This window comes from Vibrio sp. 1402 (assembly GCF_033340275.1).
This window is the reverse complement of the sequence record NZ_JAWOWE010000001.1, coordinates 221,761-248,157: the sequence shown is the minus strand read 5'-3', so window position 1 is coordinate 248,157 and position 26,397 is coordinate 221,761. Positions and strand designations below refer to the sequence as shown.

At 43.0% G+C, this 26,397-nt stretch carries 27 protein-coding genes and 1 tRNA gene; 20 read left to right on the top strand and 8 right to left on the bottom strand.

The window, feature by feature from the left end:
• Positions 1-10 precede the first annotated feature (10 nt).
• Complete coding sequence (gene gdhA / locus R7044_RS01035) at positions 11-1,363, bottom strand: NADP-specific glutamate dehydrogenase (RefSeq protein ID WP_005373174.1); 1,353 nt, start codon at positions 1,361-1,363, stop codon at positions 11-13.
• A 305-nt stretch (positions 1,364-1,668) separates the two neighbouring features.
• On the opposite strand from gdhA, the gene R7044_RS01030 reads away from it, so the two are divergent.
• Both R7044_RS01030 and R7044_RS01025 read left to right on the top strand, forming a co-directional pair.
• Positions 1,669-2,679 (top strand): DUF2804 domain-containing protein, encoded by a 1,011-nt coding sequence (locus R7044_RS01030; RefSeq protein WP_033906458.1) that lies wholly within the window; start codon positions 1,669-1,671, stop codon positions 2,677-2,679.
• Between the two features lie 7 nt (positions 2,680-2,686).
• Entirely contained in the window at positions 2,687-3,544 is an 858-nt protein-coding gene (locus R7044_RS01025) for a sterol desaturase family protein (protein ID WP_005373167.1), read from the top strand.
• Positions 3,545-3,560: 16 nt separating this feature from the next.
• On the opposite strand, the gene R7044_RS01020 is transcribed toward R7044_RS01025, so the two are convergent.
• A tRNA-Gly gene (locus R7044_RS01020) sits at positions 3,561-3,635 on the bottom strand.
• A gap of 371 nt (positions 3,636-4,006) precedes the next feature.
• On the opposite strand from R7044_RS01020, the gene R7044_RS01015 reads away from it, so the two are divergent.
• The 3 genes from R7044_RS01015 (at position 4,007) to R7044_RS01005 (ending at position 5,781) form a co-directional block, all read left to right on the top strand.
• Entirely contained in the window at positions 4,007-4,525 is a 519-nt protein-coding gene (locus tag R7044_RS01015; protein WP_005382627.1) for a DUF4136 domain-containing protein, read from the top strand.
• A gap of 87 nt (positions 4,526-4,612) precedes the next feature.
• Entirely contained in the window at positions 4,613-5,050 is a 438-nt protein-coding gene (locus tag R7044_RS01010) for a hypothetical protein (protein ID WP_225455293.1), read from the top strand.
• A gap of 50 nt (positions 5,051-5,100) precedes the next feature.
• Entirely contained in the window at positions 5,101-5,781 is a 681-nt protein-coding gene (locus R7044_RS01005; RefSeq protein ID WP_225455292.1) for a DedA family protein, read from the top strand.
• A 125-nt stretch (positions 5,782-5,906) separates the two neighbouring features.
• Here the strand turns inward: R7044_RS01005 and R7044_RS01000 are convergent, their stop codons facing one another.
• From R7044_RS01000 to R7044_RS00990, 3 genes are all read right to left on the bottom strand, one after another.
• A complete protein-coding gene (locus tag R7044_RS01000; RefSeq protein WP_054574645.1) occupies positions 5,907-6,230 on the bottom strand; it encodes a hypothetical protein in 324 nt (107 codons plus the stop codon).
• A gap of 86 nt (positions 6,231-6,316) precedes the next feature.
• Positions 6,317-6,775: a hypothetical protein gene (locus R7044_RS00995; RefSeq protein WP_017633653.1), complete on the bottom strand. Its 459-nt coding sequence runs from the start codon at positions 6,773-6,775 to the stop codon at positions 6,317-6,319.
• 327 nt (positions 6,776-7,102) lie between these two features.
• Positions 7,103-7,744: a murein L,D-transpeptidase catalytic domain family protein gene (locus tag R7044_RS00990; protein ID WP_136977181.1), complete on the bottom strand. Its 642-nt coding sequence runs from the start codon at positions 7,742-7,744 to the stop codon at positions 7,103-7,105.
• Between the two features lie 863 nt (positions 7,745-8,607).
• Between R7044_RS00990 and R7044_RS00985 the strand changes: the two genes are divergently transcribed.
• Positions 8,608-9,183 (top strand): imm11 family protein, encoded by a 576-nt coding sequence (locus R7044_RS00985; RefSeq protein WP_225455291.1) that lies wholly within the window; start codon positions 8,608-8,610, stop codon positions 9,181-9,183.
• Positions 9,184-9,322: 139 nt separating this feature from the next.
• On the opposite strand, the gene R7044_RS00980 is transcribed toward R7044_RS00985, so the two are convergent.
• Positions 9,323-11,683 (bottom strand): EAL domain-containing protein, encoded by a 2,361-nt coding sequence (locus tag R7044_RS00980; RefSeq protein ID WP_054574642.1) that lies wholly within the window; start codon positions 11,681-11,683, stop codon positions 9,323-9,325.
• A 473-nt stretch (positions 11,684-12,156) separates the two neighbouring features.
• Here R7044_RS00980 and rbsD point away from each other — a divergent pair, with 473 nt between their 5' ends.
• The 14 genes from rbsD (at position 12,157) to vctC (ending at position 24,864) form a co-directional block, all read left to right on the top strand.
• Complete coding sequence (rbsD, locus tag R7044_RS00975; RefSeq protein ID WP_005382620.1) at positions 12,157-12,576, top strand: D-ribose pyranase; 420 nt, start codon at positions 12,157-12,159, stop codon at positions 12,574-12,576.
• 23 nt (positions 12,577-12,599) lie between these two features.
• A complete protein-coding gene (rbsA, locus tag R7044_RS00970; protein WP_005373147.1) occupies positions 12,600-14,105 on the top strand; it encodes a ribose ABC transporter ATP-binding protein RbsA in 1,506 nt (501 codons plus the stop codon).
• Entirely contained in the window at positions 14,102-15,085 is a 984-nt protein-coding gene (rbsC, locus tag R7044_RS00965) for a ribose ABC transporter permease (protein WP_005382618.1), read from the top strand. The genes rbsA and rbsC overlap by 4 nt, the downstream gene beginning before the upstream one ends.
• A gap of 87 nt (positions 15,086-15,172) precedes the next feature.
• Positions 15,173-16,051, top strand: a complete 879-nt coding sequence (gene rbsB, locus R7044_RS00960; protein ID WP_005373143.1) for a ribose ABC transporter substrate-binding protein RbsB — start codon at positions 15,173-15,175, stop codon at positions 16,049-16,051.
• 222 nt (positions 16,052-16,273) lie between these two features.
• Complete coding sequence (gene rbsK / locus R7044_RS00955; protein ID WP_053304494.1) at positions 16,274-17,191, top strand: ribokinase; 918 nt, start codon at positions 16,274-16,276, stop codon at positions 17,189-17,191.
• Between the two features lie 35 nt (positions 17,192-17,226).
• Positions 17,227-18,234 (top strand): substrate-binding domain-containing protein, encoded by a 1,008-nt coding sequence (locus tag R7044_RS00950; RefSeq protein ID WP_053304493.1) that lies wholly within the window; start codon positions 17,227-17,229, stop codon positions 18,232-18,234.
• Positions 18,235-18,465: 231 nt separating this feature from the next.
• Complete coding sequence (locus tag R7044_RS00945) at positions 18,466-18,684, top strand: hypothetical protein (protein WP_005499106.1); 219 nt, start codon at positions 18,466-18,468, stop codon at positions 18,682-18,684.
• A gap of 160 nt (positions 18,685-18,844) precedes the next feature.
• Positions 18,845-19,576 carry a nicotinamide riboside transporter PnuC gene (gene pnuC, locus R7044_RS00940; protein ID WP_064376632.1) on the top strand — a complete coding sequence of 244 codons (732 nt, stop codon included), beginning with the start codon at positions 18,845-18,847 and terminating at the stop codon, positions 19,574-19,576.
• Positions 19,577-19,586: 10 nt separating this feature from the next.
• A complete protein-coding gene (locus R7044_RS00935; RefSeq protein ID WP_017635382.1) occupies positions 19,587-20,318 on the top strand; it encodes a nucleoside phosphorylase in 732 nt (243 codons plus the stop codon).
• 134 nt (positions 20,319-20,452) lie between these two features.
• Positions 20,453-21,133 (top strand): Crp/Fnr family transcriptional regulator, encoded by a 681-nt coding sequence (locus R7044_RS00930; protein ID WP_064376631.1) that lies wholly within the window; start codon positions 20,453-20,455, stop codon positions 21,131-21,133.
• 163 nt (positions 21,134-21,296) lie between these two features.
• Complete coding sequence (locus tag R7044_RS00925; protein ID WP_005376635.1) at positions 21,297-22,205, top strand: siderophore ABC transporter substrate-binding protein; 909 nt, start codon at positions 21,297-21,299, stop codon at positions 22,203-22,205.
• Positions 22,206-22,227: 22 nt separating this feature from the next.
• A complete protein-coding gene (vctD, locus tag R7044_RS00920; protein WP_017820306.1) occupies positions 22,228-23,163 on the top strand; it encodes an iron chelate uptake ABC transporter permease subunit VctD in 936 nt (311 codons plus the stop codon).
• Positions 23,156-24,106, top strand: coding sequence for an iron chelate uptake ABC transporter permease subunit VctG (gene vctG, locus R7044_RS00915; RefSeq protein WP_005376631.1), 951 nt, complete (start codon positions 23,156-23,158; stop codon positions 24,104-24,106). Before vctD ends, vctG begins: the two co-directional genes overlap by 8 nt.
• 2 nt (positions 24,107-24,108) lie before the next feature.
• Complete coding sequence (vctC, locus tag R7044_RS00910; protein WP_025767868.1) at positions 24,109-24,864, top strand: iron chelate ABC transporter ATP-binding protein VctC; 756 nt, start codon at positions 24,109-24,111, stop codon at positions 24,862-24,864.
• A gap of 42 nt (positions 24,865-24,906) precedes the next feature.
• Here the strand turns inward: vctC and cueR are convergent, their stop codons facing one another.
• Both cueR and R7044_RS00900 read right to left on the bottom strand, forming a co-directional pair.
• Positions 24,907-25,293 carry a Cu(I)-responsive transcriptional regulator gene (gene cueR / locus R7044_RS00905; protein ID WP_005376627.1) on the bottom strand — a complete coding sequence of 129 codons (387 nt, stop codon included), beginning with the start codon at positions 25,291-25,293 and terminating at the stop codon, positions 24,907-24,909.
• Positions 25,294-25,365: 72 nt separating this feature from the next.
• Positions 25,366-26,349 carry a helix-turn-helix domain-containing protein gene (locus R7044_RS00900; RefSeq protein ID WP_171345629.1) on the bottom strand — a complete coding sequence of 328 codons (984 nt, stop codon included), beginning with the start codon at positions 26,347-26,349 and terminating at the stop codon, positions 25,366-25,368.
• Positions 26,350-26,397 lie beyond the last annotated feature (48 nt).

Sequence of the window (26,397 nt, the reverse complement as noted above, 5' to 3'; positions counted from 1 at the left end):
GCTCGTTCATCTAGACGACACCTTGCTCAATCATTGCATCAGCGACTTTTCTAAAGCCTGCAATGTTGGCGCCTAAAACTAAATTTCCAGGTTGGCCAAACTCTTTACTGGTTTCGTTTGCATTGATGAAAATATTTTTCATGATGGTTTGCAACTGACTATCCACTTGTTCAAAAGTCCAGTTTTGCATGCTGGCGTTTTGCGCCATTTCAAGTTGACTGGTTGCAACGCCGCCTGCATTGGCTGCTTTGGCAGGCCCATAAGCTATGTCCGAGTCCACGATAATATTGGCAGCATCACGGGTGGTTGGCATGTTCGCCCCTTCACTAATCAAAATACATCCGTTTTCGATAAGAGCCAGTGCGTCGTCTGACGTTAATTCATTTTGAGTCGCACAAGGGAAGGCAGCATCAGCCTGATATCGCCAAACAGCATGTCCTTCATTAGGATAGTCGCCCTCTGGTGTGTATTCTGCTTCAGGGTAAGTTTCTAAATATTCTTCTAAGCTTGCTCTTTTCACTTCTTTCAGTTGTTTTAGGAGCTTAAGATCAATACCGTGCTCATGATAGATCGTACCTCGAGAGTCGCTGCATGTAACTGGCGTTGCTCCCATATGGTACAGTTTTTCAATGGCGTAGATAGCCACGTTGCCAGCACCAGAAACGAGACAAGTTTTCCCTTTCAATGAATCGTTGCGGTCGTTGAGCATGCACTCTGCAAAATAGACGGCGCCATATCCTGTCGCTTCTTTTCTGGCGAGTGAGCCACCCCAAAGCAGACTCTTGCCTGTAAGCACACCTTCGTAGCGGCCCGTCAATCGTTTGTATTGACCAAACATATAGCCAATTTCGCGCGCCCCGACACCGATATCGCCTGCGGGCACATCGGTGGTAGGACCGATGTGACGGTACAACTCGTTCATAAATGATTGGCAAAATCGCATGATCTCGCCGTCGGATTTTCCTTTAGGATCGAAGTTTGAACCGCCTTTGCCGCCACCGATAGGAAGGCCAGTCAGTGCGTTTTTAAAAATTTGCTCAAAGCCGAGAAATTTTATGATGCTCGCATTGACTGAGTGATGGAATCTCAATCCTCCTTTGTACGGCCCCAAAGCAGAGTTGAATTCAACTCGATAACCTTTGTTTACTTGTACATTTCCAGCATCATCAACCCAAGGAACTCGAAACATGATTTGACGTTCTGGCTCGACGATCCTCTGGATAATCGCTTGTTCCTTATATTTATTATTGCCTTCTATTACCGGCGCGAGAGAAGTTAATACTTCTTCTACCGCTTGGTAAAATTCTTTTTGCGCAGGGCTACTGTGTTGCAACGCAACAATAGTATCGTGTATGTATGACATAGATTTCTTCCTTGATGTGAATAAGCAATCAGTTTATATGAATGTATTTCCATTAAATAGTGATTTTGACCAAGATTCAATGGTTGTAGTGGTCTTTCCTGCGGATGAGAATGTGCAGCTTCTAACCCAGGCTGTGTTGGTTGAGATAGGTAGGGCTAGCTAAGTAAGCGGGTGGTTGAGTGATCAGTTTCACATATAACAAGCAGAAATCACTTTAGTCGATGTTGTTGTGCAGTTACGCAAATTGTTTATGTTAACGTCATGTTAAAGTTTGTGTGTGTGATAACTTGTGAAAAGACAACTATATGGATGAGCTTAAGGTTCTGAACTCGTTTATTCAGCAGAATGGCCTACCAGCGTTTGGCCACCTTGATGGAATTCCAACATCGTTACAGCTAGATAAATTTACCTACCTTGATGAGATGGATAAGCCGGTATCTAAGTGGCGCCGTTACCGCGATTATAAGCAGTTTCAGTTCGTCAATTTGGTCACACCTAATTACGTCATTGGAGTAGCGATTGCTGATATACGGTATTTAGCATCCGGCTTTTGCTACCTGTTTGATATTAAAAAGAATAAGTTGATTGAGCAACAATGGTTGAAACCTTTTAATATAGGTTATCAAACTCAGCCTTCCAGTTGGTGCAGTCTTGCCCATCTTGCTAACAAAAGAGTTCAGTTTTCTATTAAGGATGGTATTTGGCACGTCCACTTTGTGACAGAGTCAGTCAATGCGGATCTCTATTTACGTCCAGAAAATATGAGTTTGCCATTAATGTTGTGTACGCCAACAGGTTATGCGGGTTGGACATATACTCAGAAGCACAATGCGTTAGCAGTAGACGGTAACTTGTTCATATTAGGAAAAGAGCAAGATCTTTCAGAGGTGGCTGCTGGTTACGATTTTTCCGCTGGGTACATGCGGCGAGAAACAAGTTGGCGCTGGGCGAGTATCAATTGCTTTGAGGATGACAGGCGTCTGGGGTTGAACTTGGCAGCTGGCGTTAATGAAACTGGCTATTGCGAAAATGTATTGTGGATTAATGGTCAGCGTCACTTTTTGCAACCTGTGCAGTTTCAGTTTTCACGAAGTGATGAAGGGCAAAAGTGGCATATTACGTCTGAAGATAAACGAGTTAACTTACAGTTCACGCCTTTGAATCGACGCTCAGAGAAGAAAAATTTTTGGCTTCTCAAAAGTAACTTTCGTCAGTACATCGGTTATTTCTCTGGCTATATTATCGATGGAAATGGCATCAAACATCAGTTAGAAGAAGTTATGGGTCTTACTGAAGATCACTATGCAAAATGGTAGAAACACAATGGATTGGACGCAGTTGATGGACCGCCCAGAATTACTTCTGATGATTCTGGCTCCAGTTTTCTTTTTCTGCATGCTTGCCGAATATTGGTTCGGACAAAGAAGGGGACGCTTGCCTGAAAGCGCGACGTATTACTTCCCTGAAGTAGCGTGTAATTTTGTTCTTGCGGGCTTACACCAAGCGACAGACATACTCACGGGTTTACTGATTGCTCAGTTGTATTTGTGGTGGTTCGATTGGCGTTTGTTTGATATCGAAATGAGCGTCTCAGCTTTTCTTTTACTTGTTGTCCTGCAAGATTTTTTCTATTACTGGTTTCATCGGGCTAGCCATCGTATTCGTTGGATGTGGGCCGCGCACGTTGTTCATCACAGTTCGGAAAGAATGAACTTCAGTACCGCCTTTCGTCAAAGTTTAATGTATCCGCTAGCGGGGATGTGGATTTTTTGGTTGCCCTTGGTGATTATTGGTTTTGAGCCAAAATGGGTTGTCTTCGTTGTGTTGTTTAATCTGGGCTTACAGTTTTTTGTTCACACCCAATCAATTCGTTCGCTCGGGCCACTAGAGTGGGTATTTAACACGCCGTCTCATCATCGCGTTCATCATGGTGTGAACCGTCAGTACATCGACAAAAATTATGCGGGTGTATTAATTATTTGGGATCGAATGTTCGGAACGTTTGAACCAGAGGTGGAAACGGTTCGGTATGGGGTTTCTAAACCTGTAAACAGCTTTAATCCCATCCGCGTGACGTTTGCAGAATGGAAAGACATGTTTTATGACGTAACTCGACCAAACTTATCATGGAAACAACGCTGCCGCCGTTTGTTCGCTCCGCCATCGGATTTTTATGAGTAAATTGAGATAAAGAGATTGGAGCGGGCAGCGGGAATCGAACCCGCATCATCAGCTTGGAAGGCTGAGGTAATAGCCATTATACGATGCCCGCGCATCGATAGGACTCAGTTAATATGCCACACTGGACGAAAAAGAAAAGTCTTTTCTCATCAAATGTTTGTCAGTTGCCTAAAAAAGTAGCGGACTGATGTTAAAGTGTTCACTGTCTCTGGTTTTTTGTGGCACTCGCGATTCCGCTACTAAGCCTAGGGGCTTCCAATTAGGTCGTAAACACCGAATTCTTAGGTGTTTAGATGTTGATGATATTCAAGATTTTCTGTGTAAAGGTTAATCTCGTTTATTGAACAGTCACGTTTCATGGTCAAGACTAGATATTGAAATGATTACTTTTTACTGTTGATGCGTATGTATAACACAGGGTAATTCTGCTGAAACAGTCAGCTTAACCAAAGGAGATTTAACATGATGAGAGGTTTGATATTAGGGCTGGTGGTGATGCTGGTATCTGCTTGTACTACCGTTACAACCGATGTAGATAAACAAGCCGACTTTTCAGCTTACAGAACGTTTGACTTCGGTGCTCAGGCGGAAGCTCCTACCAGTATTGATGGTCGACGTATTGAGCAAGGGCTTGCTGAACAGCTTGAGGGTAAGGGTTTAATTAAGGTAAATAGTGGCGGTGACCTTTACGTACATCATGATATCGTAGAAGAATCCGAGCTTGTTTCTTCAGGATCGTCGGTGAGCTTTGGCTATGGCTGGAATAGCTTTGGTGTGATCACTTCAAGCCCAGAAAGATATAAAGAACGTAAGTATGGGAAGTTGGTGGTTGAACTGGTTGATGCAAAGGCTAATCAAGTCGTTTGGAAAGGCGTTTCAAGTCGTAAACTGTCTGAGTCAATGAGCTCTGAGAAAAGAGAATCTCTCATCCAAGAAGAAATCGCGAAGATGTTTGAAAGCTACCCTTACGGTGAAAAATAATTAGTATTCTTAACGATTAAGAATACTAATTGCCAATAGTTACGCACAGGGTTAAAAGAACTTATTATTTTGGTTTTGGTTACCTTTGTGCGTACGATTCTGATTGCTTTACTCGGACTACTTTTCTGCTTGTTGGCTCCGAGCATGAGCCTGGCGCACTCACACCCAAATTTTCTTTCCTTTCATAACCAGAATATTGCTGTTGACGCTAAGTCGAAGCACTTTTCAGAATATCCTATCTCTCCAATACAACAAGACTATCCGAGTTTAAACAGCCGGAATGTATTGAGGGTTAGCCATGCTAAGGAAATGAGCTCGAACGACGATGTAGAACCCGAATGGTTTGAAATGCTTGATGTAGCATGGTGGGCGCATCGTTCGGCAATTTACTCGATGAAGCGGCTAAAACGCATCGGCAATGAGGCTTTAGGTTGTTGTATTGAAAGTATTTTTACTCACTTTAAATACAGAATCGGAGTGAGAAAAGAATCGAATTTCATATACCGCTTTATACATGCTCGCTAACACACTCCATGTTTTTGCAACTTTTGGTTAATTATGCTTAGGAGCGGTTTATGTTTGATTCGATAATTCAGGTCTTGAGTGCCTTTTGGCATCAAGATTTCACGGCGTTAATGGCGCCAGGCAGTGCAGGTTTAGTTTATTTTGTTGTTGCTGTGATTATTTTTTTGGAAAGTGGTTTTATTCCTGCTGCACCTTTCCCATGCGACAGTGTCGTCGTATTATCCGGTACGCTGGCGGCGGTTGGCGTCCTTGACCCAATTATGATCATGTTGGTGATAGCTGTTAGTGCGGGATTGGGAAGTTGGGCGGCTTATTTACAAGGCAAGTGGCTAAATCGCTTACCTAAGGTCCAAGGTTGGGTGAGCGCGGTTCCTCAAAAGCGTTTGGAACAAGTCGACGTATTACTCAGTAAACATGGATTGATTGCGCTTTTTTGTGCGCGGTTTATTCCGGTTGTTCGCTCCCTATTGCCATTAATGATGGGGTTGCGAGTGAAACGTATTAGTAAATTCCATTACTTTGCGTGGCTGAGTGCGATTTTATGGACGCTGGTATTATGCGGTTTTGGTTCATTACTTCCTTTGCTACCAGAAAATATGAGCAAAGCAATCACAATGCTATTAATGGCGGCACCAATAATTACTCTTGTGATTGGAGTGCTTAGTTTCTTGTTTGTTAACGCACGTCGAGCGTTCTGTAAACCCAAGGATGTGTCTGAGTTTTCCCAGTAAGTTTACTTTGATTTGCACTTTTAAGCTTGTATGCAGATTAGACATCTAATCGACAGGTTTTTGTCAGTAAAAAGAAAGGCGCATACATTGCGCCTTTCTTTTTGAGTGTCGTTAGGGTTTCGAATTTAATAGCCAATGCTATATAGGTATTCGCCAACTTCTTTGCACTGAGACTTGTAGATGTTCTCTACTTCAGACTCATTCTTATCTGCTGCTTTAAATTCAAGTTCGGCAGACGATAGCTGGTCAAAGCTGTAGTCTCTCTCAGACATTAAGTAGTGTCTGAACATCGCTCTGTGTTCCGGAACTGCAATACGTGCGTTAGAAACGTTGGCACACTCTAACAGAGTGTCGTTACTCATTTCTTCTGGCTTAGTTTCTGTGTTTGCTAAGGTTGAGCCCGCTGAAAATAGTAATGCTAGTGCGATGGTTGTAGCGATTCTTGTCATTATATGGACCTCAAATTGGTTCTAGTAACAATGAGCATATTGGCTCTTATCGTTACATTTTCGTGTTCTCTGTATGTCATAAAAAGTTAAACAACAGAGAAGGCGTTGCGACCATGAGTAAAGACGTACATTAAGTTCGCTTCCTTTCTTCCTGAGAGGCGATAAAGAGAGCGTTGACTCATGAGTCCGCCATAACTGTCTAGAGGTAAGCGAGATGCTTGTTTTGCCAACTCCAGTAGTGGTGGAGAAGAGAAAGCAATAAGTAAAAAATAATCAGGAGTAAAATCTGATGATAAAACGCCATCAGTAGCTGATGTTCGGCGACAGGAGACAAGCCCGAACAACTCGCGCTTTATATGTAGGTAGTAACTTTCTGAACCCCAAGAGCTCAGAGAAGCTGAGGCATGAAAATCAGTGTGTGCTAGCTCAAAATCGTCTTGTTGAGAGAGTTTAAGTAGGCGCTCGGAAGTGTAATGTTTGGTGTGGTGCCACTCATGCGCATATGAAGCTGTGATGAGCCCTGAGAGCAGGGACAAAGAAAGCATCAATAATATACGGTGTAGATAACGCAAGAAGTAACCCTAAACATATAAAGCCACAGTTACCCACCATGATTAAGGAATCTTAGTGGCACTATGATAACGATGAAAGCCAGTGTCTGATCAACTCAGCGTATACTAACGAGATGGAAGGGGGATGAACAGAGTTTTCTGATCGCACTTAGGTATATCAGCGAATAACACAATAATTTTTCGCTTTCGAGTAAGCGAAAATGGAAAGAGAGTCGTTGCACAGGACGATTAAGCTAACAGGATTATTACTAGGGAAGAAATAGAATCTTCTTTTTCTTCCCCATATGTGTCGCATCGATATTATGCGCTTGCGTAAATAACGCTGCCGCCTTTTATGGTGTCAATGATCTCGCGAGACAACTTCTCTGGCAAAGCAGGGCAACCCCAACTGCGTCCGAGGTATCCATTCTTCTTGATGAAGGAAGGGTTTGCGTAATCGGCGCCGTGCACGACAATGTAACGCTCGCGAGCTTTGTCGTTTAATCCAGAGCTTAGCCCATCTAATCGAAGTGAATAGCCATTTGAGCCGTAGTAAGTGGTATCAGTCAAAAAAGTGCCCAATGATGTTTTTCGCGAGTTCACGACATTTGAAAACTGTGTCGCTGTTTTCTTTCCGCTGTTCACGCCGTGAGAAACATACGTATTGTAGATTAGCTTCTTTTTATCTAAATCAACCACATAAAAACGCTTTTCAGTTGATGGTTTACTATAGTCGATGATCGTTAGTACCGACTTCTTTCTATCGGGTGTCTTCTGATAAGCGATGTAAGCGTCACTGAACAACTTAAAGTCTACTATGCCATCTAGCTTGGCTTGTTTAAACACATGTTCAGCTTGCTTTGGTCGTAAATGATCCCTGGGTTCGTTATCTGATTGTTTTGCAAAAGCAAAAGGTGAGACAGACAACAGCGCACATGTAAATAATATAATTAACTTTTTCATCTTGGCTAAATAAAACTCTATGGTGTTACAAATTTACCGATTGCTTCATGCACTCGTTAAAACAACATGCACATCAATATAATTCTATTCCCAATGTTTCTTATTGCACGCTTAGGTGCTTGATATTGGGTTGACGATAATTTCTCGAGTTAAAAACTAACTGTTTGAAATTTATATAAAATATGAAGTTTGACGATGGTTTCTATAAACTTCGGCGTAAATAATATCTGATATATGTAATTAATAAAACTGTGTTTAAGGATATTTGTGAAGTTGCCAATTTATAAAAACGGCGTTTTATTTTTCGTACTTTAGAAACTCTTTTTATTTCAATGTGTTTTCTTTTTCTACACTTTATCCAATACCTCAAAAGTTTGTGACTTAACTCGTAACAAATCGTAACGCCGAATCGTTATGTGTATAAGTGCATTTATAATGTATGAATAAACAACAGGGTGGTAAGAAAAGGCAGTAAAACAGCGGTGAATCGGTTGTTTTTAATTCACGATTGACAAAGCTAAGTCTAAGTCGTTCAAAAATTGAACTTGTGAATGTATCATTTAAGTGAGGGTGATGAGCTCAACAAAAGTGAAGTGACGCGTGCTACTGTTTATTTTCTAATTTATTCGATTACATAAGGAAGGGTACATAGTAAAAATTGAAAAAATAATTCTATCGTGTGGATTAAAATATATAAATAATAAAACTTCGAAATTAAAAGATAAGAACGCCAGATCTTAATTCATTAAATTTTTGAACATGAAATTAAACTCTATCTATTATGCTTGGTTTGGTTTGGTTTGGTTTGGTGTGAAAGCGCTCATCTCATTAAGAAAAGCGCTAGAATTTATTTAAGGACGGTTATGACAGCATTTAATAAAGTGTTTATTGTCTCTCCCAATGTTAATGATTTTGCAATGTTGCAAGAGTCGCCATTGGAAATGTCTCTTCAAGTAACGGCAAGCAAACCTATCCAACTCTATGGAGAGTCTGTTAAAGCCAGTTGGAAAAGTATTGATATTGAATGGTTAGACGTTATGAGTGAAAAGCCATTGCCCAGGCCTGATATTGCAGCATGGGGATCTTTTACTCTTGCTGTATCCGCTTCTATTGCGGATAAGCTCGATGTGTTGAGCGAGAATGTCGAATTTTTACCATTAAATCTACAAGGAAAGCCTTGGCGAGCATTAAACATTGTCACTCAAATTGATGCCATTGATACCTCTGCTACCGAGTATAATCTTCGTCATGGTAAGCTAAGTCGTGCTAGACCGTTTAAGAAACTCGTTTTGAATAGAGAAGCCGTTAATGAATCTGACTTGTTCAGAGTAAAAGGTGCTGGGCTCAGAACGTTTTGCACGGACAAAAAAGGTGGCTTGTACGATAGCGTCAAAGCGCTGAATTTGACCGGTTTGGATTTCAAGGAAGTGCTGGTTTAAAAACGAATAAATAGTGATTTACTCAACTAAAGTCATAGATATAGGTATGGGGGAACAAAAGCTGAGCATCTATCAATGAAGCTCATATACAGCTAAATACAGCCGCCACAGTTGTGACTGCTGTACGTCTCCCCTTAACTTATGTTCTTGAAACCCTAATTGAGCTGACCATGGACGCATCAAATCGACTGTCGTCATTTGCCGATTGCCACCACAAGCTCAATTGTTCTTTAGTCATTGGTTTGCCAAATAAATAGCCTTGCATATAGTCGCAGCGGTATGCCGATAGCCATTCATGCATCATATTGTGTTCAATACCTTCTGCTGTAACCGTTTTATTTTGGGCATGGCATAGCTCAATAATAGGTTTGATCACATGGCCGTTGTTGGTGTTCATCAATGTAACGAGGAACTCTCGATCAAATTTGATTTTTTGAACCGGATACTGAACGAGCTGAGTTAACGATGTGTAACCAGAACCAAAGTCATCAATTGCAAGACGGTAGCCACGTTTTGATAGCTCATCAAGTAGAGCCGTGCCTTGTTGTTCTGCGGCAAAGGTTTCGGTTATTTCTATCTCAATACATTCTGGTTTAACACTGTGCAGTGTCGCTTGTTCATGGATGTAGTTTGCCATTTCTATCGAGTTTAGCTCTGCTGATGAAAGATTGACCGAAAGAACAATATCCTTACCGAAAATATTCCTTAATTGATGGTATTCCGCCGTTGCATTGGCGAAAACCCAGCGGTCAATTTTATCAAATAATCCGGCTTGCTCTGCAATTGGAATAAACTCCTTTGGAGGGATAGGGCCGATACCTTCGGCTTCCCAGCGCAACAAGACTTCTAACCCCTCAATTTCGTTGCTTCGATTGTTCATATAGGGTTGAAAAACAAGGTGAAACTCTTCCTCTACATTGCTTTTTCGGAGCGCACGTTCAAGTTGACTTCGTCTTTGAGACTCAATATTGAGAGCGGCTGAATAATAGGCGTATTGATTTTTCCCTGCCCGTTTTGCTTGATACATAGCCGCATCGGCACTGGAGAGTAACTTTGCGATGTCAGTACCGTCTTGAGGATATTGTGCAATACCTACGCTTGCCGTAACGGGAAATGAATTACTCCAAGATGAACTGAGATTACTAATCGGTTTTAGCAGCTCTGATGCAAGCAAATCAGGTAAGCGTTTTACCTCTTGATTTGAGCTCAGCAAAATTGCAAATTCGTCACCAGACAACCTGGCGGCAAAGCAGGGGCTGTTGTAATCGTGCGAGAACTTTTGACAGGCATTCTTGATGTGTGATGAGAACACTTTTAATAAGTTATCTCCCAATTCATGCCCGTATTTATCATTCACGTATTTAAAGTTATCAAGATCGACGTAAACAACCCACAGAAACTGCGAAGGGGAGATAAGTTCACGAGTGGCAAGCTCATGAAAACGATGGCGATTGGCGAGTTGCGTCAGGTGATCCGTTTCAGCTAGGCGTTTTGTCTTTTTATAGATGACATTAAGTTCCTCATACATATCAAAAAAGCGTGCAGAGAGGCGTCCTATTTCATCGTTTGTTTCTAGCTTTTCAATATTGTCACGTTGATTAGATTCAAGTTCGTTCAGCTGCTTATCAAGGCGAGAAACAGGGCGCAACACATAGCGGTACAACACCAAAATGATTAATGTGATGGTGAAAAACGCCGCTACGCCAAAGGAGAAAGCAAGTTCTAGCCACACTTTATCGACTTTATTCCACATTAAATATTCGGCAGGAGAAAGCACGGCATAAAAGTGCGGCAGCAGCTCAATGGTTTGAGCGAGAGGAATATCAAGATAAATGGGTTTGTCGGCGAAAGTAATCACGCTGTGTGTGTCAAACTCGATGTCATGCTTAATCTCGTTAAAGGCTTCAAGTGATACGGAAACTACCACAAAAAACACATTTTTCGAGTCAAAGCTCAAAGGGTGAGTCCCCGTTCTTTTGTCGACGACCTCATATTGAAGAAGAATGCTTTGTCCACTGGAGTTATAAATAAAGCCAGTGTGACTGAAAGCCTCTCTCTCATTGAAACTTCGTGATATGTACTCTAACACCTTTGGGTCGACCACGCCCGATGATTCGTAATATTTGTTTTCTGTGTAGTAGAGAAGGTTTTGTTTTCCGTCGAGGATCGCCATGCTCGCATCGCCTTTGTAACCATGGCTCAATACTTCAGCGGTCTCGTCTAATCGGTTAAACAAGACTCGTTCACGATAGGGGTTGTTATGATTTACCAAATAGTCTTGTAATACATCACTTTTACTGAGCGTATAGGCATAGCTATTAAGAAAAATATTCGCTTGTCGAAACTGCCCGGCGAGCTTTTCCATCTGCAACTGAATATAGCTGTCTTCCCGCTTGATGAGCGTCACTTTTTGAATGCTATAAATAATATAGCTAGATACTAACGCGCTTAATAAGATCACTGGCGCGACAAGCAAAATGACTCTATTGCTTAACTTCATTATGGTTCTTAGTTTCCGTTTGTGTCCCTACAAACGTCGCGTACCAGGTAAGGTACTGAACGGATGATGTGTTTTGGCAAATTGTAACCAGATTGTAAGGTGAGCGTTCTCCAAAATCAGGCAGCTATCTAAGAATTGTGATGACGTGAAAGGTTTCGAGCTTATTAACTAGAGGTTTTCTCAGTAGTTGGACGTCTCTTTTCCTTCCTCCCTGTATAAAACCTAACCGTAATGACAGGGAAATACCATCATCGAAACGTTTCGATGGTAAAGTGTGACTCAAGTGCACTTTTCCTATTCAATGACAATTGAATTACAGATCATTCTCACACCTTATCGATCTCACACTGGTCAAATTGCGATGACGAATTATTATTTCATCGAAACGTTTCGATGAGTTTTCTGTTAATAACGAAAACACTTTAAAACAGGCGCTCATGGTTGTATGAACGTGTAACCGAAAGGTCGATGAGATGAAAAAAAGTACCCTAATTAACTCAGATATTTCTTACTTGGTGGCGACGCTAGGCCACACCGACGAGATCACGATATGTGATGCTGGTCTACCAATCCCAGAGCATGTTCAGCGAATCGATTTGGCGCTAACGCATGGGGTACCAAGTTTTCTTGATACTGTTCGCGTAATTCTATCTGAGTCCCAAATCGAAGGGGTCATCATTGCGGAAGAGTTCTCTGATGCAAGCCCAGTTTTGCATGAAGCGTTGCTCAACGAACTGAGCAAAGAGAGTGAAGAGACGGGCAAATCTATTGAGGTGAGCTACGTGTCACATGAAGCGTTTAAAGCACGCACGGCCCAAAGTCGCGCTATCGTAAGAACCGGCGAATGCTCGCCATATGCGAACGTTATTTTCCAAGCGGGCGTGGTTTTTTAAGCCAGAGATATTGAGGACAGATTATGACTCAAGCCATTCTACAACTAAGCGAAATTGAGAAGGCGTTTCCGGGCGTAAAAGCACTCGACAAAGCAAGCCTGAATGTTTATCCAGGCCGTGTTATGGCGCTGATGGGTGAAAATGGAGCAGGCAAGTCAACGTTAATGAAGGTGTTGACAGGCATTTACCACATGGATGCGGGGAGCATTCAATATCAAGGTCAGCCGGCGGCCTTTAAAGGTCCACGCGATTCACAGGAAGCTGGTATTAGCATTATTCACCAAGAGCTGAACCTGATTCCTGAACTGACGATTGCCGAAAATATTTACTTGGGACGAGAGTTCACCGGCTCCTTAGGGCGTATCCAGTGGGGCAAAATGTATGACGAAGCTGACAAGCTTTTAAAACGTCTCAATGTAAAGCATTCATCAAAAACATTGCTTGGCGATTTAAGCCTTGGTGAACAACAAATGGTGGAAATTGCAAAGGCACTTTCGTTTGAGTCGAAAGTCATCATTATGGATGAGCCAACGGACGCACTGACCGATACCGAAACGGAATCACTGTTTAAAGTGATTAATGAGCTCCGCGAGCAAGGATGCGGCATCGTATACATTTCGCATCGTCTTAAAGAAATCTTTGAAATCTGTGATGATATTACCGTGCTTCGTGATGGTAAGTTTATCGGTGAGTGCAAGGTGTCCGACACTGATGAAGATGGCCTAATTGAAATGATGGTTGGCCGAAAATTAGAAGAGCAATATCCACGTATTGATGTCCAACATGGCGAAACCTGTCTTGAAGTCATTGGTTTGACTGGGTCTGGCGTTCAGGATGTGAGCTTTACTCTCAAGCGCGGTGAGATTCTCGGAATTTCTGGCTTGATGGGCGCAGGCCGCACTGAACTCATGAAAGTCATTTACGGCGCATTACCTAGTGAGCATGGTGTTATCAATCTTGACAACAAAACTATTAACCCGGTTAGCCCGCAAGATGGCTTGGCAAATGGTATCGCTTACATCTCTGAAGATCGCAAAGGCGATGGTTTGGTTTTAGGTCTTTCAGTTAAGGAGAACATGTCACTTTGTTCGCTAAACCAGCTGACCAAAGGCTTCCAGATTCAACACAGCGACGAAGTGATTGCAGTGGAAGATTTTATTAAGTTATTCAACATTAAAACCCCAACGCGAGATCAAATCATCGGCAACTTATCTGGTGGTAACCAGCAAAAAGTTGCGATTGCGAAAGGGTTAATGACGAAACCTAAAGTTCTGATTCTGGATGAGCCAACACGTGGTGTTGATGTCGGAGCAAAAAAAGAGATTTATCAGCTCATCAACAAGTTTAAGGCCGAAGGCATGAGCATCATCTTGGTTTCTTCCGAGATGCCTGAAGTGCTCGGCATGAGCGACCGTATTTTAGTGATGCATGAAGGTCGTATCACTGGCGAATTTGATGCGAAAGACGCCGATCAAGAAAAATTACTCGCCTGTGCCGTAGGCAAAGAGATCAATGAGGAAGCAGCATGAGTACGAATACCATGAGCAAACCAACCGAAACTGGCAACAAGAAGTTGTTCACAAAAGAGTGGCTGATTGAGCAAAAATCACTGATAGCTTTGATCTTTCTGATCGTTGTTGTGTCATTTTTGAACCCGAACTTTTTTACGGTCGACAACATTCTCAACATTCTTCGTCAAACCTCCGTGAATGCCATTATCGCAGTGGGTATGACATTAGTTATTTTAACAGCAGGCATCGACTTAAGTGTTGGTTCGGTATTGGCGTTGTGTGGTGCCTTTGCGGCAAGCATGATTGCGCTTGAGGTTCCGGTGCTGGTAGCGGTTCCCACTGCTTTAGTCGCAGGTGCAGCGTTAGGTGCGATCAGCGGTATCATTATTGCGAAGGGTAAGGTGCAGGCATTTATCGCTACGCTGGTTACCATGACGTTACTACGTGGTGTGACCATGGTGTACACCGAAGGTCGACCAATCTCGACAGGCTTTACTGACACCGCAGATGCGTTTGCATGGTTTGGTACTGGCTACGCGCTAGGCATTCCGGTTCCTGTTTGGTTAATGGTGGTTGTGTTCGCAGCGGCTTGGTATTTACTTAACCACACGCGCTTTGGTCGCTATGTTTACGCACTAGGCGGCAACGAGTCTGCGACTCGCCTATCAGGTATCAATGTAGACCGAGTGAAGATTGGTGTCTACGCCATCTGCGGTATGCTAGCAGCGCTTGCAGGTATTATCGTAACGTCTCGTCTTTCTTCGGCGCAGCCAACAGCGGGTATGGGCTACGAGCTAGACGCTATCGCAGCGGTTGTTCTTGGCGGTACCAGCTTGATGGGCGGTAAAGGTCGTATCATGGGTACCTTGATTGGTGCGCTGATCATCGGTTTCTTGAACAATGCACTTAACCTACTTGATGTTTCTTCCTACTACCAAATGATTGCAAAAGCAGTGGTTATCTTGCTGGCGGTATTGGTAGACAACAAAAACAAGTAATTCATAACAATCTGTATATATAAAACAGTGAATACAAACCGAGTCAGGGGACGTGTACTGGCTCACCCTACACAAAGGACTAGAACGATGAAAAAACTTGCAACTCTTATCTCTGCTGCACTTCTTTCTTCAACCGTATCGGTAGCGGCGCAAGCTCAAGATACCATGGCGATTGTGGTTTCGACGCTAAACAACCCGTTCTTCGTAACGATGAAAGACGGTGCGGAAGCAAAAGCGAAAGAATTGGGGTACGACTTAATTGTACTGGACTCGCAAAATGACCCGAGTAAAGAACTGTCGAACATCGAGGATTTAAGTATTCGCGGCGTAAAAGCAATTCTTATCAACCCAACGGATTCTGATGCAGTGTCTAATGCAATTCGTATGGCGAACCGTTCTAAGATCCCTGTGTTGACATTAGACCGTGGTGCAAGCCGTGGTGAAGTCGTGAGTCACATCGCGTCGGACAACGTAATTGGTGGTGAAATGGCAGGCCACTACATCATGGAAAAAGTCGGCGAAAAAGCAAAAGTCATTCAACTTGAAGGTATTGCGGGCACATCGGCAGCGCGTGAGCGCGGTGAAGGCTTTATGAATGCCGTGAAGGGCAGCGATATGGATCTTCTTGCTAGCCAACCGGCTGACTTTGACCGCACGAAAGGTCTAAACGTAATGGAAAATCTGCTAGCGGCTAACCCGGATGTACAAGCGGTATTTGCACAGAATGATGAAATGGCGCTAGGTGCACTTCGCGCAGTTCAAGCTTCTGGCAAAGATGTCGTTATCGTTGGTTTTGATGGTACGGAAGACGGCATTGCAGCAGTTAACCGTGGCAAACTAGCGGCAACTATTGCTCAGCAACCAGACCTTATCGGTGCTTTAGGTGTTGAAACGGCTGACAAAGTTTTGAAAGGTGAAGAAGTAGAAGAGTACATCCCAGTACCACTAAAAGTAGTCACTAAGTAAGTTTTAAGTTCAATAAATCATCCTAATTTTTGCTCTCTCCTCCGTTTATATCTGTCGTTTAGGAGGTGAGGGCAAACTTACCCAAAATACTGCAAAGTGTGGGGTATAGATGCCTTTGGCTTTTTATCGAGACTCCTTCATCAGGAAGAGAAGTTAAAGTCATCTAATGTATTTTCCTAAACAGTTTTTAAAAAGGGTTCATTCAGAACCGAGGATAACCGTATGAATAAGTTAGTGGTGTTAGGTAGTGTAAACGCTGACCATGTTCTTCAAGTGCCTTCTTTCCCTCGCCCAGGCGAGACGCTGCATGGTCGCAACTATCAAGTTATCCCAGGTGGCAAAGGTGCCAACCAAGCCGTCGCGGCGGCGCGATTAAATGCAGACATAGGTTTTATCGCTTGTGTGGGCGACGACTCATTCGGCATTAACATTCGCGAAAACTTCAAAATGGACGGCATCGATATCACTGGTGTGAAGATGCAGCCAAATTGCCCGACAGGTATCGCGATGATTCAAGTGTCGGACAGTGGTGAGAACAGCATTTGCATTTCAGCTGAAGCAAACGCCAAACTGACAGCAGAAGCGATTGAGCCAGATTTAGAGCGTATTCGCCAAGCAGATTACTTGTTAATGCAATTGGAAACGCCGATGTGCGGCATTGAGAAAGCTGCGCGTGTAGCGAAAGATGCCAAAACCAATGTCATTCTGAACCCAGCGCCAGCTCGCGAACTGTCAGATGAATTACTGTCTTGCATTGACGTGATTACACCAAATGAAACGGAAGCTGAAGTTCTGACAGGTATTACTGTAACAGACAACGAAAGCGCGCAAGAAGCGGCGAATGAGCTACATGGTAAAGGTATAGAAATTGTCATGATCACACTCGGTGCAAAAGGCGTTTGGCTAAGCCAAAACGGTCGAGGCGAAATCATCTCGGGTTTCCGCGTTGAAGCGACGGATACTACCGCAGCGGGCGATACATTTAATGGGGCATTCGTCACTGGTCTCCTAGAAGATTTACCTTTAGAATCAGCGATTAAGTTTGCACATGCGGCGGCTGCAATTTCTGTGACCCGCTTTGGCGCGCAAACGTCGATTCCAACCCGCGAAGAGGTGGACGCGTTTCTCGCTGAACAATAAGGCGCACAATGCCTCATTAAAATAGGAGTAGTAACATGGCGACGATGAAAGACATCGCAAAACTGGCAGGGGTTTCCACTTCAACAGTGAGCCATGTTATTAACAAGACGCGTTTTGTGAGCGAAGAGATCTCTGAACGCGTTAACAATGCCGCAAAAGAGCTTAACTACTACGCGCCCTCTGCGTTGGCGCGTAGCCTCAAAGTTAATCGTACCAAAACCATTGGTATGCTCGTGACAACCTCAACCAACCCATTCTTTGGCGAAGTCGTAAAAGGCGTCGAACGCAGCTGCTACCAAAAAGGCTACAGCCTCATTTTATGTAACACCGAGGGTGATAACGAACGTATGCGTCAATCCATTAATACGCTATTGCAAAAGCGTGTCGATGGTTTGATTTTGATGTGTTCGTCGCTAGAAGGAGAGCGTATCGATGTATTTGAGCGTTACCCAGATATCCCAGTAGTGGTAATGGACTGGGGGCCGATGCTATTTACAAGTGATAAAATCCAAGACAACTCACTTCGTGGCGGTTACTTAGCGGCGAAATACTTAATTGATTGCGGCCATACCGAAATTGGGTGCATCACTGGCCCTTTGATTAAACACCAAGCGCAAATGCGATACGAAGGTTATAAGCGAGCAATGAACGAAGCGGGCTTGGAATTTAATGCCAATTGGATCATTGAATCGGACTTCGAATGTGAGGGTGGGTATCAAGCGTTCAAAAAAATGGCTCAGCGTGGCGCATTACCCAGCTCGATTTTCGTCTCTAACGATATGATGGCGATGGGTGTGATTAACGCCGCAAATGAGCTCGGTATTAAAGTGCCGGACGACCTGTCCATTATTGGTTACGATGACATCCATATCGCGAAATTTATGTCGCCATCGCTAACTACCATTCATCAGCCTAAGTACCGTTTGGGGCAGGCTGCCGTTGAGACTCTTGTCCGAGGACTGGACGACAAATCTAACGACGCTCAAGTCGTTCAACTGGAACCAACATTGGTTGTACGCAACAGTGTGACGAATTTCTCTTAATTAAAAACAAACGCATGGTTAACAAATTTAGTGCATATAATTTATAAAAAAATGGGCTAAAAAATAAATAAGCATGCAAAACAGATGTTCGAATTTATTAACTCAACATTTGAAAAGTGTGATTTTTTGCGAGTAACTCGAAAGATTTCGTGTCGATAGTGCTTAAAAAGCTTATTATTAATAAAGCCTATAATTAGATTTATAAATTATTGAGATGAATGGAAAATCTTTATGTTAGTTAAGAGATATGCACAGTATTCAGTAAAGAGGCCGTGGTTTCACCGTTTCAATATTTCACTAGTATTAACGGTGTTTGTCGTGAGTGTTTATGAACTACTTGCGAATGAAGAGTATGTATACTTGGCTGGCGTGGTGTTTACATTTGCTTCGACTTTACTGTTCGCGTCAGCATCGACGTTCAAAAAGCGCTACCTAGGACACGAGTCCTAGTTCATTTGGAATGAATAATTGAGATAAATAGGTACTTTCAAGTAAGTAATGAATCTGATTTATGATCGAGTGCATCAAGAGGAGGACAAATGTCCTCCTTTTTGTTGGGGATCACGCTCTAATATAAGCGTATTCCAAACAAAATAATAAAGGACATGTTATGGACCTCTTTGCCTTACTCGATATTAATAATACTCTCGTTAACATTCCGATCGGCGACGGCTACGCAATGAGTTGGATCGAAGCTTTCGGTACAGTTTTTGGACTGCTTTGCATTTGGTTGGCCAGCCAAGAAAAAACCATCAACTACTTATTCGGTTTGCTGAATGTCACGCTTTTTGCCGTTATCTTTTTTCAAATTCAGTTATACGGATTATTGCTTCTTCAATTGTTTTTCTTCTGTGCGAACATTTACGGCTGGTATGCGTGGACCCGTCCAAACGCACAAGGTGAAACGCTGGAAGTTCGCTGGTTAAATAAACAGAAACTTATTACTACTGCCTCTATTAGCGTTGCATGTATCGCATTATTAACGATCTATATCGACCCATTTTTCTTTGCGCTAGCAAACATTGCTGTTGATAGCTTGAATCTCTTTGGTGCTGGCTTGGCTGAACCGGTGCTTGAGCCTGACGCGTTCCCGTTCTGGGATGCAACCATGACAGTGCTTTCTGTGGTTGCACAAATTCTGATGACACGTAAATACGTCGAAAACTGGATTCTATGGGTCGTGATTAACATTATCAGTGTGGGTATCTACGCGACGCAAGGTGTTTACGCAATGTCTGTTCAGTACGCGATTCTTATGTTCATCGCTGCCAATGGCACGCGTGAGTGGGCTCGTAGCGCTAAGCGCAATGGCGATAAAACCTTAGCGCACGCTGCTGCGTAAGGAACGAAAAATGGCCAAACAACCTCATATCGGAGTGGATGAAACACAAATCGCTCCCCTCGTTATTGTATGCGGCGAGCCAGATCGAGCGAATCGTATCGCGGCATTATTTGATGATGCAGAAATGGTGTCGGAAAACCGCGAGTACCGTGTGTTTACCGGCAACTACAAAGGCAAACCTGTTTCAGTATGTAGTACAGGTATAGGTGCGCCATCGATGATCATCGCAGTGGAAGAGCTAAAACAGTGCGGTGTGACTCATGTGGTACGCGTTGGATCGGCGGGGGCAATGCAATCAGGCATTCATCTTGGCGAGTTGATCATTGCCGAAGGCGCGGTAAGAGATGAGGGCGGCTCTAAAGCGTATGTCGATTCGTCTTATCCAGCCTACGCAAGCTTTTCACTGTTAAAGGAAGTTGAGCGTTACTTGTCGATGCAAAAAGTGCATTATCATTTTGGTGTGGTGCGTTCTCACGACAGTTTCTATACCGATGACGAAGATGCAATATGCCAACATTGGAACAAGAAAGGCATCTTAGGTGCCGATATGGAAACCTCTGCGCTGTTTACGGTCGGTCGACTACGAGGCCTTCATGTGGCTTCGATATTAAACAACGTGGTGCTGTATCAACAAGATGTGAAAGAAGGTGTTGGTCAGTACGTTGATGAAGCCAAAGTAATGATGCAAGGTGAGAAGAGTGCCGCGATTACGGCATTAGAAGCCTTGGTTGCTCAGCGTTAGCCAGTCTCTATCTCAGTAAGTCACATAAACAGAATAGATGTAAAGCGACAGGTCACTGTCGCTTTTTTATTTGGAGTTACGGGGTACAATCCACCTTAAATAGTTGTCCGTAACTTTTTCTGAGAGAGCAGAAAATGAAAATCAGCCCTTATCCGACTGGTCGCTTCAAAACATACCTTGAAGAAAAGAGTGCCACCTTTCGCGATTTGATTTATCAATGCCATATAAATTCGCGTTACTTTGATGCTGGGGAAGCAATTCTCCGCCAAGGTGAGCAACTTCAGTACTTGTATGTTGTGCCAGTAGGTCGAGTCTCGATGAACATATTGGCCGCAAATGGACGACGTTTTCAATTAGGGGAAGCTAACTGCGACTATCATATTTATGGTGAAATGGAGTTCTTCACTCAGACTCCTTGTCAATGGAATGTGATAGCAGATGAACATATGCAGGTTGATGTTATCTGTATCCAAAAACTAACCGAAGCACTGCAAAATCATCCCCAAATGATGGTGTTCTTCGCTTCAGCATTGGCTGAGGATTATCAAGACTCCATGGATATCTACACTAATCGTTTGTTGCATCCCATTACTTACAACATTGCCTATGATCTTCTCGTCCGTAATCAGACGGATAAGTTGCTTGGTGGTTTTGATAAAGTGAACCAAGAGGCTGAGCGGTTTGGTACCTCAGGCCGAGTCTATCGACGTGCAGTTAAGGACTTGATTGAAAAGGGATTGATTACAAAAACGGACAACGGTTTGGAGATTATTGATGAGCTGGCACTCAAAGCGTTTATTGAAGCGCATGAATGATACGCCCAGGTATTGGAACTGATGGGTTTTATAAGTCTTTGATATATCTAAGTCTTGAGTAAACGTAACTAATGTAAAGTACCTTAAATTTTGTTGAATGCATTAAAGAGTAGCGTTATATTGCGAACGCGTATGATAATAGATCTCATTAAGGCTTAACAAAATGAAAAAATTCGTCGGTGCGGCTATGCTGTCGTTATTTACTGTTTCTCCTTCTTTCGCTGCTAAAGTTGTGATTGACCACTACATGGGTCAAACAGAGCTAGAACAATCCCCAGAGCGTGTGGTTGTGATTGGCTTTGGCCCGCTAGATGCGCTGGACAACTTTGGTATCGATCCTGTTGCAGTATCTAACTCTTCTAATCTTCCTAGTTACCTTTCAAAATACAGCAAAGATAACTACACCTCTGCGGGTAGTTTGTTTGAACCTGATTTTGAAACCATCTACATGCAAAAACCGGATTTGATTTTGGTTGGTCCGCGAGCGTCTGCGAAATATGAAGAGCTGAGTGAAATTGCCCCTACAGTTGTTTTTGCGGCGAAAGAGAACCAAGGCTATTGGGAAGGCACGCAAGCGCAATGGCGCAATATTGGTAAGATCTTCAATATCGAAGAAAAAGTAGAGCAGAAAATTGAAGCGCTAGATGCTCAATTCAAAGCAATCCGTGACTACAACCAATCGAACAAAAATGATGCATTAACGATTTTGAGCATGGGTGACAACATCAGCGCGTTTGGTGCCCAGTCGCGATTTGGCGTCATTTATAACGACTTTGGCTTCTTGGAAACGGTTGAGCACGTGAAAACGGGCACTCACGGAGATGTCATTTCTTATGAGTTTATTCGTGAAGCTAACCCGAAAAATATTCTCGTGGTTGACCGAAATTCTCTGACAGGTACGCCGGATAACGATATTCGTAAATCCATGGATAACGACTTAGTCAAAGCTACTGCGGCATATAAAAATCATAAAATCACTTATTTAGATGTGGACGCGTGGTACTTGTCGATGTCTGGTGTGACAGCAACAGAAAAAATGGTCAGTGAGATAAAGCAAACCGTTGAACTGTAATCCAAGATAGCAGAGGTTAACTTTGAAGAAGTTATTGCTAACCCTTGTGGTTTTAAGCACGGTTTCGTTATTTGTTGGGGTGGCAAACATGACGCCCCAACAACTCTTTTCAGGTGATGAGAAAGCATTAGAGCTTTTCTTTACCAGCCGTATACCACGTTTATTTGCCATACTGCTTGCTGGTGCTGGCTTGAGTATTGCGGGACTTGTCATGCAGCAAATCAGCCAGAACCGATTTGCTGCACCTTCTACAACCGGTACGATCGAATGTGCCATGTTGGGCTACGTACTGAGCGTGGTTTTCTTTGGTAATGATAATCACCTTTGGCTCGTGTTCGGCATCTCGGTATTTGGGACGCTGGCGTTTGTTTTCTTTATTCAGCGCATTCAATTTAAGAGCGTGGTTTTTGTGCCACTTGTCGGGATTATTTTCGGCAATGTCATCCAATCCATGACTACGTTTATCGCTTACAAATATGATGCACTTCAAAGTCTGAATGCTTGGACAGTCGCAAACTTCGCCAACATCTTGCGTGGTGATTTTGAACTGCTGTACATCGCGGTACCAATGGTTATCCTCAGCTATCTTTTTGCCGCAAGGATCTCTGCCGTAGGTATCGGAAAAGATTTCGCGATTAACTTGGGTTTGAATTATCAGCAGGTTGTGACGATTGGCGTGCTATTGGTGTCCATCATGTCAGCAAGTGTCGTGATGATTGTTGGCCAGTTGCCATTCTTAGGGCTGATTGTACCGAATCTCGTGAGTCACTTTTATGGCGATAACCTCAAAAAGAACATTCCGCTTACGGCCATGTATGGGGCCATTTTAGTGTTGTGTTGCGATTTGGTGAGTCGTTTAATTATTTTCCCTCATGAAATGCCAATCTCTATCGTGATTAGCATATTGGGTGGCGTGGTATTCATCGCAATGTTGTTGCGAGGTAAGCAACATGCGTGATTCAACGAAAATCCTGCTGCTAGGTGGCATTGCGATTCTTTTCGCGTGTCTGTTTATTGGTATTGGGCTAACGGCTGACAACTACCAATATTTTTTGTCTCGTAGAGTTCCTAAAGTATTGGCGATAGTGCTAGCGGGTGTGGCCATTGCTCAGTCTTCACTTGTATTTCAAACCATTACGCACAACCGAATTTTAACGCCAAGTATCATGGGTTTTGATGCGCTGTATGTGTTAACCCAAATTTTGATCGTGTTGATTTTTGGTGGGTTGAGTACCTTAGTTCTTAACTTGTACGTCAATTTCGCGATTGCAGTAATTGTAATGGTGTCGTTTTCGCTACTGCTGTTTGGGTTTTACTTTTCAAAAGGAAGCAAGAACTTGATTACGTTGCTATTGGTCGGCTTGATCTTTGGTCAGCTATTTTCCAATGCGGCGTCATTCTTTTCTTTGCTGATGGACCCAAACACATATGCAATTGTTCAGTCGAAACTGTACGCCAGTTTCAATAATGTCAAAGTGAACTTGGTTTACTTTAGTGCTCCGGCTTTGATGTTTGCATGTTGGTTGTTGTTTAGGATGCATCGCACTTTAGATGTGTTTTGGCTCGACCAAGACAATGCGAAAAGCTTGGGTGTTGATGTACCTAAAGTGACGAGAAATGTGTTTATTATCTCGGCGGTTTTGATTGCTATTTCTACGGCTTTGGTAGGGCCAATCATGTTCTTTGGTTTACTAGTGACCAACTTAAGCCGAGAAATGTTCCGAAGTTACCAACATAAAACGCTATTGGTCGGATGTTCGTTTCTATCCATCAGTTCATTACTTGCTGGGCAATGGATAATCGAAAACGTGTTCAGTTTTGAGACGACGTTGAGTGTCGTAATTAACTTTATCGGCGGTGCGTATTTCTTATACCTGCTGCTGAAAAACAAAGTTGTATAAATATGATAGTAATAGACAAATTAACGAAGGCTTTCGGTTCAAACAAAGTCGTAGACGAGGCCAATACTCAGTTTGAAAAGGGCAAGGTAACATCGATTATCGGTCCAAATGGCGCGGGAAAGAGCACGCTGTTATCTATGGCCTCGCGCTTAACGGAGCGAGATGGCGGTAGTGTTATCATTGATTGCAAGGAAATCGCGGAATGGGACACAAAAGAGCTAGCGAAAAAACTGGCAGTACTTCGCCAAGCTAACTCGATTACAATGCGGTTTACCGTAAAAGAGTTAGTCTCTTTTGGTCGTTTCCCATACTCTAAAGGAAATCTGACTAAAGAAGATCATGAGGTCATAGAACAAGCGATCGACTACTTAGATTTGCAAGATATTCAAGACAAATACTTGGATGAATTAAGTGGTGGTCAGCGACAGCTTGCATTTATTGCTATGGTGATTGCACAAGATACAGATTATGTCTTTCTTGATGAACCTCTTAATAACTTAGATATCAAACACTCTCTTCAGATCATGAAAGTTGTGCAGCAGTTAGCCCATGACATGAATAAAGCCATGGTGGTCGTGATTCATGATATTAATTTCGCGGCGTGTTACTCAGATGTCATATTGGCGCTTAAGAAAGGTAAAGTTGTGGCGAGTGGTGCGGTTGAAGATGTTATTCAAGCGTCTACGCTAGAGGACATCTATGAAACGCCATTTAACATCATAGAGTTAAACGGTAAGCGCATGTGTACTTATCATTAAGCGAGCTAGTTCGTTTTTAACGAGATCAATAGATAGGCGGGCTTACTTGGTGAGCTCGTCTATGATTGGGCATCGGCTCTCTGCATCTCCAGGACAAGAAGAAACCCAACCTTCAAGTTGCGTTTTGATCTCCATGAGGTGTGCAATTTTTTCTTCAACCTCTCTCAGTTTGTCCATGGTTCTTGCTTTTACTTCGCTACTTTTGCGGTTAGGGTTATGAGCAAGTTGTACGAACTCTTTGCATTCTTGCAACGAAAAGCCTGCGCTTTTTGCGCGTGATACCAAGTTAAGCTCTTGAATATGATTATCTGAATATTCGCGATAGCCAGAGTCGCTGCGCGCTGGTGGAGATATGATCCCTTTGTCTTCATATAATCGAATCGACTTAGATGAAAGCCCTGTGAGCTTCGCGACAGCACCAATATTCATGTTTAACCTCCAAAACGTTTAAGGCGAGTATATACCGATGTTGTGGATAAGACACTCCTAAATAACAGTCAGTTACCTAGAGTCCCCATACTCTTTAATCACTTCATGTGGTGGCACACCAAATGCCTTTTTGAAGGCATAAGTGAAGTTAGAAGGGTGGTGGTATCCGGCTTCATAGGCGGCTTCTGTTATCGTCACTAGGCCACGTTCCAAATGTTGCCTAGCAATCTCAAGACGTCGAAAACGAATGTAGCCGTTTATGGTCATATTAAGTGATTGTTTAAATCGGCGCTGCAGGTTTGAAACACTCATTGAGAATTGGCTCGCCAACTTTTCCAAGCGTAGTTCTTGATCAAGGTGAGTTTCAATATAGCTGACAATATCCTCAATCCGACCATCAATGTGTCGTTTAATACTGCTGTTTTTAGCACTGAAATTCTTAGGAATTTGCTTGGTGGCTTGATGTAATATTTGATAGATCAAGCTTTCGACCTCTAGCTTCTCTTGGAACTCTTGCGGTGTTTCTCTATTTGTTAACGTTTCAGCCAGCTCGCATAGCGTCTGGTTAAGCTCCAACTGTTGAAACGCCTGATGAGAGTTAAAAAAGGCTCGATGACTACAATTTTGCTCAAGGCGGGCCTCTAGCCATTGGGGCTTAACCAATATGTTGATCTTATTAATGAGGTTATCTTTGAGCAGTGAACGACGAAAATTTGCAGGTTTGAGTAAGTTCACCACTACACCCTTAGGGCCGTCGCTCGCGTCTAAATCAAATTGCAAATCGTCGTAGCCAAACGAGAGTCTACCTTCTAAAAGAATAGTGACCAGCAGTGAGGCGTGTGCAGTAGAAACAATATTCGAATCAATAAGTTCTAGACAACGCCCGCCATGAACAAAAATTTGATCATTGTACTGATATGATAGGAACTTACCTTCGGCCAGTTGAGTTTGACAAGGTTGGCCTTGCGTGACAATCCATTGTTTCTCTGTCGCCTCTAGTCTTTGGGTTAAAGCTATCTTGGCAATTTTAGTTCGTTTTGTTGTGACTTCCTGCATTTGACACTTCCTCATAACACTTGTGCGATTTCGCATAACCAAATCGCC